This is a genomic window from Massilia sp. CFBP 13721 (assembly GCF_014842025.1).
Taxonomy (GTDB): domain Bacteria; phylum Pseudomonadota; class Gammaproteobacteria; order Burkholderiales; family Burkholderiaceae_D; genus Telluria.
The window spans coordinates 17890-33208 of record NZ_JACYUY010000004.1 but is presented as its reverse complement, the minus strand read 5'-3'; the positions used below and the strand labels follow the sequence as shown (position 1 = coordinate 33208).

Below are 15319 nucleotides of genomic sequence, written 5' to 3'. Positions count from 1 at the left end.
ATGCGACCTCTGGATGGCATCACCGTCGTCACGCTGGAACACGCGATTGCCGCGCCGTTCTGCACGCGCCAGCTGGCCGATCTGGGCGCGCGTGTCATCAAGGTCGAGCGGCCCGGCGTCGGCGATTTCGCCCGCGCCTATGACGAGCGCGCGCGCGGCATGGCCTCGCATTTCGTATGGACCAACCGTTCCAAGGAAAGCCTGAGCCTGGACGTCAAGCACGCGGGAGCAGGGCCGATCCTCGAGCAGCTGCTGGCGGGCGCGGACGTGCTGGTGCAGAACCTGGCGCCCGGCGCCGCTGCGCGTTTGGGGCTGTCGTACGAGGAGCTGAAGGAGCGCTTCCCGCGCCTGGTCGTCTGCGACATCTCCGGCTACGGCGCCGACGGCCCTTACCGCGACAAGAAGGCCTACGATTTGCTGATCCAGAGCGAATCGGGCTTCCTGTCGATCACCGGTTCGCCCGACGATCCGGCCAAGGCCGGCTGCTCGATCGCCGACATCGCCGCCGGCATGTACGCGTACACGAATATCCTGGCCGCCCTGATCCAGCGCGGCAAGACAGGCCAGGGCTGCCGCATCGACGTCTCGATGCTGGAAGCGATGGCCGAGTGGATGAGCTACCCGCTGTACTACGCGATCGATGGCGCCGCGCCGCCACCGCGCGCCGGCGCCGCCCACGCGACCATTTATCCCTACGGACCATTCCCGACCGGCGACGGCAAGACCGTCATGCTGGGACTGCAGAACGAGCGCGAATGGGAACAGTTCTGCGCCAAGGTGCTGGAACAGCCGCAGCTGGCGAAAGACCCGCGCTTCGCCACCAATTCGGCGCGCACCGCGGCGCGCCAGGAACTGCGCGCGATCATCATTGAAACCTTCGCGCAGCAGAGCGCGGAGCAGGTGATCGCCCGCCTGGATGCTGCGCAGATCGCCAACGCCCACATGAACGACATGCACGACCTGTGGCAGCACGCGCAACTGAAGGCGCGTGCGCGCTGGACCGAGATCGAGACGCCCAACGGACCGATCCCGGCGCTGCTGCCGCCCGGCGTGCCGAACACATACACGGCGCGCATGGATGGCGTGCCGGCACTGGGCCAGCATACCGACGCCATCCTGCACGCGCTGGGCTACGACAGCGCGGCCGTGCGCGCGCTGCGCGATGCCGGCGCCATCTGAAAGGAACCTCGCCATGACCAGCGCCCCGGCTCGCTCTTACCTGTTCGTTCCCGCCAACCGCCCCGAGATGTTCGACAAGGCCTGCAAGGCGGGCGCCGATGCCGTCATCGTCGACCTCGAAGACGCCGTCCCGTTTGCCGACAAGGCCATGGCGCGCGCCGCGCTGGCCGCCTGGCTGTCGCCCGCGCATCCGGTGCTGGTGCGCATCAACGGCGCCGACAGCGCATGGTTCGACGAGGATCTGGCCCTGTGCGGCGCGCCGGGCGTGGCCGGCGTCGTGCTGTCCAAGGCCGAACGCGCGGACGACGTCGCCCGGGTCCATGCCGCCGGCGCCGCCGCCATCCTGCCGCTGATCGAAAGCGCGGCCGGCTTCGACAATGTGCGCGCCATCGCCGCCGTGCCCGGCGTGGGGCGCCTGGTGTTCGGTTCCATCGATTTCGGGCTCGACCTCGGCATCCGCGGCGAACGCGAGGAACTGCTGTTTTTTCGCTCGCAGCTGGTGCTGGCCTCGCGCCTGGCCGGCCTGGCGGCGCCGGTCGACGGCGTCACCACGGCCATCGGCGACGCCGCGCGGCTGGACGCCGACACGCTGCACGCGCGCCAGATGGGCTTCGGCGGCAAGCTGTGCATCCACCCGAAGCAGGTGCCGGGCGTGAACCGCTGCTTCAGCCCGGGCGAGGAGGAACTGGCGTGGGCCCGGCGCGTGCTGGCCGCCGCCGCAGCCTCGGAAGGTGCCGCCGTGGCGCTCGATGGCAAGATGATCGACCGGCCGGTCATCCTGCGCGCGCAGCGGTTGCTCGATGAGGCAAGCCGCGTCTGATTTACCTGCGACGGCGGCGCAGTGCGCCCATGCCCGCCAGCGCCACGCCCATCAGGGCCAGCGAAGCCGGTTCCGGCACTTCTCCCGGCACCACGGCGGCCGGATTCACGTTCAGGATGTCGAAGGCCCAGCTGCCGTTGCGCTTGATGTCCATCTCGTCGACGAAGCCGTTGCGGAAGTTCTGGTACTGCGCGCCGGCATAGTAGAAGCCGTCGGCCAGGTTGTCGCTGACGCTGTAGTTGTTGTACTGCTGGAGCGATGCGGTGTAGGTGCCGGCGGTCAGTTCGATCTCGAGACTGACGTCCCAGCACTGGCGGCTGACGGCATCGGCCGCCACCCGGCCGCATTCGCCGTCGTCCTGCTGGCCGATCAGCTGGCCGGCCGAGTTGAACAGCGCCATGATCGGATCGAAGCCGCCGCGTGCGATGGTCTGGCCGGCGGCGTTCACGCCACCCGCATATGACCAGCTGCGCAGGGTGACGGTCGACAGGTCGCCGACGGTAAAGCTGAACAGCTGCACGTCGTTATCGTAGGTGAACTGGCCGGTGTACGAGGTATTCGCTGCGCTGGCCGGGGCGATGGACGTGCAGAGGGCGGCGAGGAGGGCGATCAGTTTCAGTTTCATGGTGTTTGTCTCGTTCATCTGGTTGTGTAATGGTGTCGACGCACGGCGCGCAGGACGCGCCGTGCGGTTGTTGCCGTGCTTACTTCAGGCCGCCGCCGACCACCGACAGCTTGCTGAAGGTCGCCGTCTGGCTCGCGGTGTTGCTGCCCGAGGACACCGCCATGCCGACGTACAGCGTCGTCGCCGTCACGTTGACGCTGGTCGCTTCGGTCCAGCTCAAGCCGTCGCGCGAGGCCGCCGAGTACAGTGCGTTGCCGCGCCGCTCGATGCGCACCCAGACCGGCAGCGTGCTCGTGGTGAAGCCGGGCAGCACCGACTTGTTGTCGCCGTTGATGGCGCGCCGGATTTCGCCGGTGTTGGCGTAGCGCGCGGTCCAGGCATAGGTGCCGCTGCCGGACAGCGAATCGGTCGCCAGCAGGCCGGCGCGGGCGCCGCTGCTGGCGCCGCCCTGGGCCAGCATCCGCGCCGTCATCACGAAGTTCCCGGTCAGCGGCATGTACTTGAAGTAGTGGTTGTAGCTGGTCGAGGTCGAGATGTTGCCGGCGCCGGTGATGTAATGCACGCCATTGAGGATGGTGCTCGAACCCGGCGCGGTGACGCCGGTGCTCATGCTGCCTGCGCCGACGCCAGTGTTGCAGGCGAACAGGCCGCTGCAGACGGGCGCGTTGGCAGGTGGCGTCACCGGCGGCGTCACCGGTGGCGTTACGGGCGGGGTGACCGGCGGCGTCACTGGCGGGTTCGGATCGGTCGGCGGCAGCGGTGGCAGGCTGGTGCCGCTGGCGCAGGTGGCGCCGCTGCCCGGATTGTTGACGCGTCCGGCGCCGGCATTGTTCTTCACGAACACGCACGCCTGGTCGGCCGGCAGGGCGTTGTAGGCGTAGGGCGGGGTCCAGTTGGCCAGGCGCGGCAGGCCGGTCGCCGTCATCAGGGCTTCCGAAATGTCGATCGCGCCGCCGACCCAGGGCTTGGTGTCGTCGCCCTTGTCGTTGATGAACAGTTCGCCCGCGGCGCGGTAGCTGAGCGCGCTCTTGCCGTCGGAGACCTTGCCGCCGACTTCCTTCGGCTTCAGGTTGGTGAACAGGTAGTAGTTATTCTCGGACAGCACGTCGGACTGGAAGCGCACGTCGAGGCCGCCCTCGAACTTCATGTCCTTGTCGGCCGGCTGGGTGTCGGCTTCGACCAGGTTGTTGAAGGTGTGCAGCTGGCCGAAGCGCACCAGCGGCAGGCGGCTGGCGGTGCCGTGCCAGTACATGCCGGTGAAGGTGACGTGCAGGCGCCCGGCATCGCTCCAGGCGCGGCCGCTGTCGCCGTTGCCGACCAGGGTCGTTTTGCCGTGCTTGGTGAAATAGCTGTTCGACATGGTCACGTAGTCGGAACCGCGCACGATGTCGAGCGCGCCGTCGTGGCGTGTGTCGCTGGCGAGCTTGTCCGGGGTGTCGCCGTCGCTGACCGTCAGGTGGTCGATCCAGATGTTTTGCGAGCGCGAGATGGTGGCGCCGTCGGCGTAGGCATTGCCCGAATCTTCCGGGTTCACGTCCCATGGCGTGTCGAGCGCGATGTTGCGGATGATGACGTTGCGGGTCCAGGTCGGGTACAGGTCGCCATCCTTGCCGGATGCTACCCAGGCCTTGAAGTCCGCTTCCGGATCGCGGCCCGGCGCCGTCGCCAGTTCGCTGCCGACGAGGAGGGTGGTGCCGGTGATGCGCGCGGCGCGCCCTTGCGCGTCGTTGATGCCGACCAGCGTGGTGTTCGACGGGATGTTGATCGAACCACCGAATTTCTGGTCGTTGTAGCTCTCGTATTCCTTGAAGACCGTGTTGTTGGCGCTCATGCGCAAGTCGATGTGGCCGACGATGCGGATGATCTTCGGCGCATTGCCGGCGTCGTGCAGGGCGGCAACCAGTTGCTGGCCGTTGTAGACCGTGTAGACGTGCTGCGGCAGGGCGTTGCGCCCGCCGGTGACGATCACCTGCTGGTGTGCGCTGCCATTGCGCTTGTAGCTGTGCCAGCCATTGGCCGGCGCCGCGTCGCATTCGAAGCTCAGGACGCCATTGGTCGGGTCGGTCGTAGCGAATTGCCAGGTCGGCAGCACCGGGGCGGCGCGGTAGTTGGCCGGCGAGTGCTTGCCGTCGACCAGCACCGGTGGACCAGGCCGGCGGGTGCCGAAGGTGCCCAGCTGCAGCGGCGTCGAATCGCCGGTCAGGGTTTGCGCGTCGATGCCGTCCAGCGCGAGTGCCGGGCAGGCAGTGCCGGCCGTGGCTGCGGCCGTCGTGGCGACGACCCTGGACAGGGTGGCCACCGATGGCGCGCCGGGTGCCGCCACGTCGCTCGCGCCGCAGGCGCTGAGCAGTACGGCGACCGCCGCGGCAATACCTGGTCTTTTTAATGCGGTCCGTTGCAATGCATTTAGTTGTGAACCTGGAATCATTTTTCTCGTCTCCTCGTTGTTGTAGTAGTAGTACGGAATCGCTCGGTCCAGTTATCAACTGGGCATACCACAAGTAAAAAGTGGCCCGACCAATTGGAGTAAATACTATCGAGGGTTTTGCTAGCCGTCTATCAATTTCGCTAACAAAATTTTATGCAAAATGGGTTGCCACGTTGTATAAAAATCACAAACGGTCGTGCCTTTATCGGCTTTTACGAATGAGAAACCGGTCGTACCAGACCCTTGCAAGGTTGGACAGCGTAAATATTTCTATGCAAACTGGTCGAACCAATTTAGATTATGGTCTGGCCGAATAAATATAAACGCGTCAAGCGGCCGCAGCGCAAAAATTACAACGAGGAGACCCGATGAAGCATCCACACCACCGTAACCCGCAACGCGCCGTCATGGCCACCGCCGTCGGCCTGGCCCTGCTGCAGATGAGCGGCTATGCCAGCGCCCAGAGCACAGCCCCGGCCGATCCGCCGATGCAATCCGTGTCCGTCACGGGTTCGCTGATCAAGCGCGTGGCCAACGAAGGCGCGACCGCGCTGACCGTCATGAAGGCAACGGAACTGGAAGCGCGCGGCCACACCGAACTGAAGGACCTGGTGCTGGAGCAGCCGCAGTCGCTGTCGCTCGGCACCAATTCGGGCGCCGCCGGCCCCGTGACCAACCTGCGCGGCCTCGGCCCGATGCGTACGCTGACCCTGCTCAACGGCCGCCGCCTGGCCAACGAGCCGCTGCAGGACCAGTACGTGTCGGTCAACGTGATCCCGCGCATGGCGCTCGACCGCGTCGAGACCCTCAGCAGCGGCGCCGCCTCGATCTACGGCGCCGACGCCATCGGCGGCGTCCAGAACTACTGGACCAAGCGCGGTTACGAGGGCGCCTCGATCAAGGCCGAATACGCCCGCCCGGAAATGAGCGGCGGCGGCACGACCAAGGGCATCGGTGCGATCGTCGGCTATGGCAACCTGAACAGGGATGGCTTCAACGCCTACATCGCGGTCGACCACCAGAAAAAATCGGCGCTGTTCCAGCAGGACCGCCCCGAGCAGCACGATCCGGCCATCCTGCGCACGCTCGGCCTGGGCCTGACCCCGGACTCGCGCAACGCCAACCCGTTCGCCAACTTCGGCTTCACGCGCGCCGCCAACTCGAACTACAACCCGGCCTTCGCCACCGGCTGCGGCGCGCCGTATTCGATCCCGGTGCTGGGCAACGCGAGCGCCAACCCGACGCCGACCTATGCGCCGGGCTGCTTCCGCAACCCGCTGTACTGGAACGCGGTCACCGACGGCAGCGAGATCACCACCGTCGCCGGACGCGCCAGCTGGAACCTGGCCGGCGGCCACAAGATCGACCTCGACATCCTGCACAGCGAATTCACCGTGCAGAAGTTCCGCGGCATGCAGGCCCCGGGCGCGGTGCAGCCGTTCACCACCTATTCGCTGCCGTCGACCAGCCGCTTCTATCCGGGCAAGGGCATCACCCCGAACGTGCAGGTGGTCGGCACCAACAACGGCAGCAACACCCCGGTCATGTTCATCGACCCGGCCAAGACGCCGGGCGCGGTCAGCAACCTGAACCTGAACAACCGTCCGCTCTACTTCCAGTGGGGTCCGGCGGAACTCGGTTCGGCCTACCGCAACGACGGCCAGACCAACGACCGCGTCGTGCTCGCGGTCGAGGGCGAGGTGGCGGGCTGGGATTACCGCGCCGGCGCCAACTACGGCGTGGCCGAGCGCCATACGCGCGTCGGCGGCGGCTACATCCTGTACTCGAAGGCGCAGGAAGGCTTCAACAACGGCATCCTCAATCCCTTCGGCCTGCAGGACGCCGCCGGCGTCGAATACCTGCGCAGCATCGAGGCGCGCGACTACACCTACCGCCGCAACAAGGCCTACAACCAGAGCGTCGACCTGACCGTGACGAAACGCGTGATGGCGCTGGCGGGCGGCGACCTGACGCTGGCCGTCTCGGGCGAAGTGCGGCGCGATTCGGCGCGCACCTTCAATGCGCCGCTCGACTACGTGCTGAAGAATGCGGCCGGCAACTACGCCATCGACGCCGCCGGCAACGTCACCCAGAGCGACCTGGTGGGCGAAACCCCGCAGGGCGTCGCCAAGAAACTCAAGCGCGACATCCAGTCGCTGGTGCTGGAAGCGGACGTGCCGCTGACCTCGAGCTTCCTGCTCAATGGCTCGGTGCGCGCCGACCATTACGACGACCTGAAGCAGACCACCGTCAATCCGAAGCTGGCCGCGCGCTGGGAGCCGATGCCGGAACTGGTGCTGCGCGGTTCGGTGTCGAGCGGCTTCCGCGCGCCGTCGATCATGGACATCCAGAACCCGACGCCGGAAGTGCGCACCCTGACGATGGACGACCCGGTGCTGTGCCCGAGCGCGCAGCCGACCGTGGCCAATACCGGCGTCGCGGTCCCGGGCTATTCGCCCGACCAGGTCTGCAACGTACTCACCTCGTACTGGACCAAGACGCCGGACAACGACTTCCTGAAGCCGGAAAAGTCGCGCGGCTTCTCCTACGGTTTCGCGGTTGAGCCGATCAAGAACCTGACGCTCACGGTCGACTACTGGGGCCTGAAGCTGAAAGACGTGCTGGGCGCGCTGGCGATCGCCGAAGTGCAGCAGAACCCGGCCAAGTACGAGCAGTACATCATCCGCGGCACCAACGGCATCATCGACCACATCGTCGCCAGCCAGGCCAACCGCGGCCAGACCCGCATCCGCGGCGCCGACATCGCGGCCGGCTACCGCTTCCCGACCACCAGCATCGGCACCTTCGACGCCCGCGTCGACGGCACCTGGTACCACAAGTACGAGTTCCAGGGCGAGAAGGATGGCGTCTGGCTGCAGAACGTCGGCGTCATCACCAACGACGGCCGCTACGGCTCGGCCGGTCCGAACTCGGGCCTGGCCGGCATGCCGCAGATTAACCCGCGCTGGAAGCACACGGCCTCGCTCACCTACACCACCGGACCATGGGGCGCGACCCTGTCGCAGCGCTACCAGCGTGGCGTGACCGACCTGACCCCGCGCGCCGGCTCGACCCTGACCGAAGTGGATTCCTACAGCCAGTTCAACGTGAACGTGCGCTACAAGGGCATCAAGAACACCACGATCAGCCTGGGCGTCAACAACGTCACCGAGGAATGGCCACCGCTGACGTCGAACAGCATCTACAGCGGCGGTTATGTCACCAGCATGGCCGACATGCTGGGCCGGGTGTACCGTTTGTCGGTGGAGTACAAGTTCTAATAGCGGTAACCGGCGCGGCCCGTTCGGGCCGCGCTCCTTTGCATTGGACGGCGCCGCAGACAGGGCGCCGTTTTTTTTGTTAACCATGGCGTACCGTAGGGTGGGCACCTGTGCCCACGCGTTACGTACGCATGCTTCACCGGCGGCTGTGATACACCATCCGGCGGTGAAATGGCGAGTGTTTTTGGCCACCGGATACCGTGCGAGCGAACAGTCACCGCCGCGTATTCGTGAGATGCACGTACGCGTGGGCACAGGTGCCCACCCTACGTTACGCCGCAGCCAACAAAGAAAACGAAGCAAACGAATAGCGGCCGTCGCCTCACTAACTGCGATCAGGCCAGGATCAGGAACTCGACCGCGCCCACCTGCTGGCTCAACTCTTCGCGCGCGTAATGTGGGTCCTCGGGCGAACGCCAGCGCACACCGTCAGGCAGCGCCTCGCGCGCGACCGAAAAGCGCGCGCGCAGCGTGACGACAACGCTGCCTTCGTGCGGCCAGCCGGTGCTGCCGATGCCAGCGATCCGGTTGCCGGCGCGTAGCTCGGCCATGAGGGCACTGCGCAGCGCAGCGGGCAGGCGCCGCACCAGGGCCAGCCAGCCCGGGACGGGCGCAGCAGGCAGGTCGGGCGCGTCGATCGTTGCGGCCATTGCAAGGTGCTCATGGACTATGCGCTCGGCGCTCCACCCGTGGGGTGGGACAAAATCGTATTGCAGGATGCCGCCGCCGCTGTTGTCGATCCAGGTCTGTTCGTCTTCCATCGGATTCAATGCGCCGGCCCCCACTGCGACAGCGGCGCGATGGCGGCCGGCCGCAGCTTGTCCACGTCCGACGTCGACACGTAATACTGGGTCGCGCCGCCGCCGCCGAATTGCGGATTGGCGCTCGCGCTGCCACTCGCCGCGCACAGCGGCGCGACGGCCTGGAAGGCGCGTACCTTGTCGCGCAGCGTGCGCGGCATGCCGTTCGCATCGCGGCCCGGATCGGACGTCACCTGCACCAGCGCGTAGTAGCGCTCGCGGCTACCGCCGGCATCGCGCAAGGTCTGTTCCAGCACCGCGAAGCCGGGCGGCGCCCCCGGCGTCAGCGAGTACAGCACGGTGCCCTGGGCGACGATGACATTGGTGTAGGCATCCTTGCCCACATACGGATTGCCTGGATTGGCCGGCGACACGCCCTGGGTCGCCGCTGCTTCGGCCGCGGGATCCCGATCACAGCAGGGCCCACACGCCTGGGCCGTGGCGGCCACCGGCGCAGGAGGCACCGCCGGTGGCGTCGCGCAGGCGGCGAGCAGCGTTGCAAGCAGTCCGGCGCGCCATGCAGTGTGAATCGTCGTCATCGGATGCTCCTGGCGGTTATCGAAGCATCCAGCTTACTGGTGACCGACCAAGGAAGACAAGCACTTAAACGACGCCAAAGGCGCCCAGCAAGGCCCCTGCGCCCAGCAGCCACAGCAGGTGAATCCGCGTACGCCAGATCAGCAGGCAGCAAGCGATCGAAACCACCCACAGCCGCCAGGTGCCGCCGCCGTCGCCGCCCGTGCCCAGCAGCCAGGCGGTCGACAGCAGCATCCCGATCACCAACGGCGCCATGCCGGTTTTAAAGGCGCGTACGGCGCGCAGTTCGCGGTTGCGGTGACCCCACTGCGCCACCTGATAAGTGAACACGGTCGAAGGCAGCATGATGCCGACCATCGAAATCGCCACGCCCAGCAAGGCCATCGTGGTGCTGCCGGCATTCAGGCCGACGTGCCAGCCCATCAGGGCGACGAACAGCACGTTCGGTCCCGGCGCGGCCTGGGCCAGCGCGATCGCCTCGTTGAACTGGGCGTGGGTCAGCCAGCCCTGCTGCTCGACCAGGTAGCGGTGCATCTCGGCGCTGGTGGAAATCGCGCCGCCGAGCGACATCATCGACAGCATCAGGAAGTGCCAGAACAGGTCGAGCCAGTCCTGCCACTGCAAGACAATCTGGTGCGCGCTCATGGTTTGATCCTGCGCCAGGCCAGCACGCACCCCAGGCCGCCGAGCAGCAGCAAGACCCATCCCAGCGGCGCGCGCACCCAGGCCAGCAAGGCAAAGCTGGCCAGCACGATCGCGCCGCACCAGGCGGTCGGCATCGGGTTGCGCGCCAGCGCCGCGGCCATGCGCAGGCCGGTGGCGGCGATCAGGCCGGCCGACACCGCCGCCATGCCGCGCAGCGCGCCGGCGACGGCCGGGTGGTCGGCGAACTGGCCGTGCAGCAGCACCAGCAGCAATATCAAGACCAGCGGCACCGCCAGCATGCCGGCCACCGCCGTCAGGGCGCCGGCCAGGCCGAAGTAACGGGTGCCGATCATCATGCACAGGTTGACCGCGTTCGGCCCCGGCATGATCTGGGCCACGGCCTAGTCCTCGATGAATTCCTCGTTGGTCAGCCAGCGCTTGCGCTCGACCAGTTCGCGCTGGATCACGGCCAGCACGCCGCCGAAGCCCTGCAGCGCGAGCAGGGTAAATGACACGAACAGGTCGGTGAGCGAGGCCGGGCGCGGATGCCCGGCGGGGGTGGATGCCTGCGTCATGCCGCCGGCGCCACCGATGCGCCTTCGATGCCGTGCCGCTGCAGGGCGGCGGCGACGAAGCCGCTCGCTTTCATCTCTTCCACGAACGCCGCCAGGAAGGCGGCCGCCTCCGGGCCGCGGCTTTTCGGCGTGCCCATCGCCTGGCGGATCACCATGAAGCGCTCGCCCAGCAGGCGCAGGCCGCCCAGGCGGCGCGCATCGGCTTCCAGCTGCTGCTTGACGCCGGCCGCGACTTCCGCGCCGGTCTCGATAAACGTGTCGACCACGGTGGGCGAGGTCGGCGAACGCAGGATTTGCGCGTGCTGCAGCGTGCGCGTCAGGTACAGGTCGTAGGCGCTGCCCTTGCCGACCACGACGCGGTTGGCGGCGGCGTCGACCTCGTCGTTGCTGCGCAGCGGCGAATCCTGTTTTACCAGGTAGCAGCCCTCGATCAGGACATAAGCGTCGGTAAAGGCGATGTGCTCGCCGCGCAGCGGGTCGATGGCGAAGAAGCCGATGTCGGCGTTCTCGGCCACCACCACGTCGACCGACTTGCCGGCGGCGTCGACGACGACCAGTTCGAGTTCGGCGCCCAGGCATGTGGCGAATTCGGTCGCCATGTCGACCGAGACGCCGGCGGCATGGCCTTCAGCATTGCGGCAGGCCAGGATCGGGTTGCCCAGGTTGATGGAAGCGCGCAGGGTGCCGCTGGGGGTGAAGGCGGAGCGGAGGGCAGGAGTCATGGGCATACGGTAGTCAAGGTTTGTTCGTCCCCTTGGCATGCAGGATGTCTTCGATCTTGGCCAGGGAGTCCAGGGTGTGCGCGAGGTGCTCGCGCACGAAGGCGGCGGCTTCCTCGTTCTTCTCGCGCGCGAGCAGGTCGAGGATGTGCAGGTGCTGGCGGCAGTGCTCGGGATAGCGATCGCGCTGTTTCATCGAGCGGTAGGAGAGCAGGCGCCGCACCCGGTTGACGCGCCGGATGGTGTCGATGAAGAAGGGATTGCCGGAGGCTTCGACCAGGCTTTCGTGGAAGCGCACGCCGCGGTTATGCAGTTCGTCGGCCGAGGCGCTGGCGATGCCGCCATCGAGCAGCGCCAGTTCGGTGGCGCGGCACTGTTCCAGCACCTTGCGCTCCATTTTGTAGCCCGGTTCGAGCAGCGCGGCCGGTTCCAGCGCCAGGCGCAGGCGGTAGGATTGCAGCAGGCTGTCGGGCGTGGTCAGCATGGTCGAGAAGGTCCAGCCGTAGCCGGGCTTGCGCTCGGCCCAGCCTTCGTTGGCGATGCGCGCCAGCACGGCGCCGGTCTGCGCGGCGGTCAGGCCGTAGCGTGTCCGGATCAGCTGTTCGGAACAGTCGAGCGGCAATTCGTTCTTCAAGAGGTCGTCGGCGATCTGGAAGTAGACGCTGGTGACGACGTCGGATTCGGCCAGGCCCAGGCCGGCGACGATGTCGGACAGCGGGTCGTTCAGCGGCTGCGCCAGGAAATAGCCGCGGTTGCGCTCGCGCGTGAGGATGCCTTTTTCGTGCAGCAGCGCGAGCGCGCTGTTGACCGGCTGGCGCGACACGCGCAGGCGGTCGGCCAGCATCTGCGCCGGCAGGTGGCTGCCGGGTCCCCATTCCTCGCTCTTGATCAGGGCGACGATTTGCTTCGGAATCGATGTTTCAACGCTCATGGGTATGGACTCGTTCGGAGCCGGCGGCCCCCAGCCCGATATTATGACCGAGCTTGTGCGGCGATGGTCTTTTGCAGAATGTAGGGGATGACGCCGCCATGGCGCAGCAAGTCGATTTCGAGGCGCGTCTCTACCGCCGCCACGGCGTCGAACGATTCGGTCGCGCCGTCGACGCGGTGTACGGTGACCGGGACGGCGCAACGCGGCTGCAGCGTGTCGGCCGGGGCGTCGATCTCGATGCGGTCACCGCGCCCGATCTGCAAGGCCGCCGGCAGCCGCAGCGGCAGGATGCCCATGCCGATCAAATTCGAACGGTGGATGCGTTCGAAACTGAGCGCGAGCACCGCGCGCACGCCGATCAGGCGCTGGCCCTTGGCGGCCCAATCGCGCGAGGAACCGGTGCCGTAGCGTTCACCCGCGACCAGCACCACAGGAATGCCCTCGTCGCGGTAGCGGTTGGCCACCTCGAAGATCGGCGCGACGTCACCGCTCGGCACGTGCAGCGTGTGCCCGACCGGCGCCGCCGGCAGCAGCAGGTTGCGCAGCGATTTGCTGTAGAACGCCGCGCGCACCATGACTTCCCAGTTGCCGCGCCGCGAGGCGAACACGTTCAGGTCGTCGCGGTCGTCGCCGCGCGCGACCAGGAAGTCGGCGACAAAACTGTCCTTCGGGATCGCGCTGGCCGGCGAAATGTGGTCGGTGGTGATGTCGTCGCCCAGCACCAGCAGCGGATACGCGGCGTAGTGGCCGAGCTGGCCGCGCTCGGCCAGCGAGGCAAACGGCGGACGGCGCAGCGCGGTCGATGCCGGGTTCCACGGGAACAACGCCGTATCCGGCACCTTCAGGCCATGCCAGACCGGGTTCAGGCTGGCGCGCGCAAAGGCTTGCGGGAAGTCGTCGGCCGACAAACCCTGCGCCACTATCGCATCGACCTCTGCGCGGCTCGGCCACAGGTCGCGCAGGTAGACGGCCTGGCCGTCGGGCGTGAGCCCGACCGGATCGCGGCTGAAATCGCGTTCGGCATCGCCGGCGATCGCAAAGGCGATCACCAGCGGCGGCGACATCAGGAAGCCGAGGTCGAGGTCGGGGTGCACGCGTCCCGGGAAATTGCGGTTGCCGGACAAGACGGCGACCGGCTGGATCTGGCCTGCGGCTTGCGCGGCCTGGATCGGGACGGTGAGCGCGCCCGAATTGCCGATGCAGGTGGTGCAGCCATAGCCGACGATGTCGAAGCCGACGTACGACAGGTCGTCGAGCAGGCCGGCGCGCTCCAGGTAGGCGGCGGCTGCGGGCGAACCGGGCCCGAGCGAGGTCTTGACCCAGGCCGGCACCTTCAGGCCGAACGCGCGCGCGCGGCGCGCGACCAGGCCGGCGGCCACCAGCAGGCCGGGGTCGGACGTGTTCGTGCAGCTGGTAATGGCGGCGATGACGACCGGATGGCGCGGCAGGCCGCCGGTGGCTGCGGCCGGCTGGAAGGCCAGCTTGGCGAGCACGGACGCGGTCTCGGTGTAGGCGAGCAAGTCCTGCGGCCGCTTGGGGCCGGCGACGTGGATCGCGATCGCGTCGAGGTCGATCTCGATCGTGCGGGTATAGGTCGGCTGCGCGTCGGGGTCGAACCAGAGGGCGTTGCGGTGGGCGTAGGCTTCCACCAGGTTGACAAGGTCTTGCGGGCGCCGGGTTTGTGCCAGGTAGTCGAGCGTGTGCGCGTCGACCGCGAAGTAACCGGTGGTGGCGCCGTATTCGGGCGCCATGTTGGCCACCACCGCGCGCTCGCCGGCGCTCAGGGTGGAGACGCCGGGGCCGAAGAATTCGACGAACTCGCCCGAGACGCCGATCGCGCGCAGGCGCTGCGTGACGGTGAGCGCCAGGTCGGTTGCCACCGCACCTGCGCCCAGGCGCCCGGTGAGGCGCACGCCGATCACGTCAGGCACGCGCAGCATGGTCGGCATGCCGAACATGACCGTCTGTGCCTCCAGCCCGCCCACGCCCCAGCCCAGCACGCCGATACCGTTGATCATCGGCGTGTGGCTGTCGGTGCCGATCATCGTGTCCGGTACCACCCAGGTGTCGCCGTCGCGCTGTTCCGTCGTGACGACGGTTGCCAGCTGTTCCAGGTTAATCGTGTGCATGATGCCGGTGCCGGGCGGGTGGATGCGCACACCCTTCATCACCTTCGACGCCCAGCGCAGGAACGTATAACGCTCGCTGTTGCGGCGCATTTCCATTTGCAGGTTGCGGTCCACCGCATCGCGCTGGCCGAAGAATTCCACCGCCAGCGAATGGTCGACCGAGATGTCGACCGGCAGGCCGGGGTTGAGCAGGGACGGTTCCCATCCCGCCTCGTCCAGCGCATTGCGCATGGCCGCGATGTCGACCAGCGCCGGGGTGCTGGTGGTGTCGTGCATCAGCACGCGGCCAGGCTGGTAGGCCAGCTCGGCCTCGCTGCTGCCGCGCTCCAGCCAGCCGAAGATGGCGTCGACGCCAGCCTGGCGCTCGTCCTCGGGACTGTTGCGGATGACGTTTTCCAGCAGCAGGCGCAGGACGACCGGCAACTCGAGCAGGCGCGCGCCGAACAGGGCGTGGAGGTCGACCAGGCGGTAGCGCAGACCGGCGTGGTCGAGATAGGCCGGGGGCGCGGAGGTGGGCGTGTTCATGCCCTCATTCTTGCATATTTTGGGGGCAAAATGCAAATAGATGAGAGAAAAAATCGGCGTGGTTGCACTCGCAACGGGCTGAACGGTACGCGTGTCGCGGATGTAGGGTGGACTCCGTCCACGGC

The 15319-nt window shown here is 67.3% G+C and carries 11 protein-coding genes and 1 pseudogene; 3 read left to right on the top strand and 9 right to left on the bottom strand.

The features are described from left to right. Both IFT60_RS04815 and IFT60_RS04810 read left to right on the top strand, forming a co-directional pair. Positions 1-1179, top strand: coding sequence for a CaiB/BaiF CoA transferase family protein (locus IFT60_RS04815; RefSeq protein ID WP_192050065.1), 1179 nt, complete (start codon positions 1-3; stop codon positions 1177-1179). A gap of 13 nt (positions 1180-1192) precedes the next feature. Beyond that, complete coding sequence (locus tag IFT60_RS04810) at positions 1193-1999, top strand: HpcH/HpaI aldolase/citrate lyase family protein (protein ID WP_192050063.1); 807 nt, start codon at positions 1193-1195, stop codon at positions 1997-1999. 1 nt (position 2000) lies between these two features. Here the strand turns inward: IFT60_RS04810 and IFT60_RS04805 are convergent, their stop codons facing one another. Both IFT60_RS04805 and IFT60_RS04800 read right to left on the bottom strand, forming a co-directional pair. Further along, entirely contained in the window at positions 2001-2624 is a 624-nt protein-coding gene (locus tag IFT60_RS04805) for a DVUA0089 family protein (protein WP_192050061.1), read from the bottom strand. A 79-nt stretch (positions 2625-2703) separates the two neighbouring features. Next, positions 2704-5052: a polysaccharide lyase family 1 protein gene (locus IFT60_RS04800; RefSeq protein WP_229510695.1), complete on the bottom strand. Its 2349-nt coding sequence runs from the start codon at positions 5050-5052 to the stop codon at positions 2704-2706. A gap of 368 nt (positions 5053-5420) precedes the next feature. On the opposite strand from IFT60_RS04800, the gene IFT60_RS04795 reads away from it, so the two are divergent. Then, complete coding sequence (locus tag IFT60_RS04795) at positions 5421-8333, top strand: TonB-dependent receptor domain-containing protein (RefSeq protein WP_192050059.1); 2913 nt, start codon at positions 5421-5423, stop codon at positions 8331-8333. Between the two features lie 335 nt (positions 8334-8668). On the opposite strand, the gene IFT60_RS04790 is transcribed toward IFT60_RS04795, so the two are convergent. From IFT60_RS04790 to acnA, 7 genes and pseudogenes are all read right to left on the bottom strand, one after another. Beyond that, positions 8669-9094 carry a hypothetical protein gene (locus IFT60_RS04790; protein WP_192050057.1) on the bottom strand — a complete coding sequence of 142 codons (426 nt, stop codon included), beginning with the start codon at positions 9092-9094 and terminating at the stop codon, positions 8669-8671. Between the two features lie 5 nt (positions 9095-9099). Then, the gene (locus tag IFT60_RS04785) at positions 9100-9672 is read right to left on the bottom strand and encodes a hypothetical protein (protein ID WP_192050055.1); all 573 of its coding nucleotides are present in this window, start codon (positions 9670-9672) and stop codon (positions 9100-9102) included. Between the two features lie 64 nt (positions 9673-9736). Continuing rightward, the gene (locus IFT60_RS04780; RefSeq protein ID WP_192050053.1) at positions 9737-10315 is read right to left on the bottom strand and encodes a chromate transporter; all 579 of its coding nucleotides are present in this window, start codon (positions 10313-10315) and stop codon (positions 9737-9739) included. Beyond that, positions 10312-10890, bottom strand: a pseudogene (locus tag IFT60_RS04775) (chromate transporter). Before IFT60_RS04775 ends, IFT60_RS04780 begins: the two are co-directional and overlap by 4 nt. Continuing rightward, entirely contained in the window at positions 10887-11618 is a 732-nt protein-coding gene (locus IFT60_RS04770) for a transporter substrate-binding domain-containing protein (RefSeq protein ID WP_192050051.1), read from the bottom strand. Before IFT60_RS04770 ends, IFT60_RS04775 begins: the two are co-directional and overlap by 4 nt. Positions 11619-11625: 7 nt before the next feature. Then, a complete protein-coding gene (locus IFT60_RS04765) occupies positions 11626-12540 on the bottom strand; it encodes a GntR family transcriptional regulator (RefSeq protein ID WP_192050049.1) in 915 nt (304 codons plus the stop codon). A 41-nt stretch (positions 12541-12581) separates the two neighbouring features. After that, positions 12582-15194: an aconitate hydratase AcnA gene (gene acnA / locus IFT60_RS04760; RefSeq protein WP_192050047.1), complete on the bottom strand. Its 2613-nt coding sequence runs from the start codon at positions 15192-15194 to the stop codon at positions 12582-12584. Positions 15195-15319 lie beyond the last annotated feature (125 nt).

Coding starts and splice junctions, on each gene's coding strand:
- IFT60_RS04790 (WP_192050057.1), bottom strand. CDS start 9,094: ATGGAAGACGAACAGACCTGGATCGACAACAGCGGCGGCGGCATCCTG.
- IFT60_RS04795 (WP_192050059.1), top strand. CDS start 5,421: ATGAAGCATCCACACCACCGTAACCCGCAACGCGCCGTCATGGCCACC.
- acnA (WP_192050047.1), bottom strand. CDS start 15,194: ATGAACACGCCCACCTCCGCGCCCCCGGCCTATCTCGACCACGCCGGT.
- IFT60_RS04765 (WP_192050049.1), bottom strand. CDS start 12,540: ATGAGCGTTGAAACATCGATTCCGAAGCAAATCGTCGCCCTGATCAAG.
- IFT60_RS04810 (WP_192050063.1), top strand. CDS start 1,193: ATGACCAGCGCCCCGGCTCGCTCTTACCTGTTCGTTCCCGCCAACCGC.
- IFT60_RS04805 (WP_192050061.1), bottom strand. CDS start 2,624: ATGAAACTGAAACTGATCGCCCTCCTCGCCGCCCTCTGCACGTCCATC.
- IFT60_RS04785 (WP_192050055.1), bottom strand. CDS start 9,672: ATGACGACGATTCACACTGCATGGCGCGCCGGACTGCTTGCAACGCTG.
- IFT60_RS04815 (WP_192050065.1), top strand. CDS start 1: ATGCGACCTCTGGATGGCATCACCGTCGTCACGCTGGAACACGCGATT.
- IFT60_RS04770 (WP_192050051.1), bottom strand. CDS start 11,618: ATGCCCATGACTCCTGCCCTCCGCTCCGCCTTCACCCCCAGCGGCACC.
- IFT60_RS04780 (WP_192050053.1), bottom strand. CDS start 10,315: ATGAGCGCGCACCAGATTGTCTTGCAGTGGCAGGACTGGCTCGACCTG.
- IFT60_RS04800 (WP_229510695.1), bottom strand. CDS start 5,052: ATGATTCCAGGTTCACAACTAAATGCATTGCAACGGACCGCATTAAAA.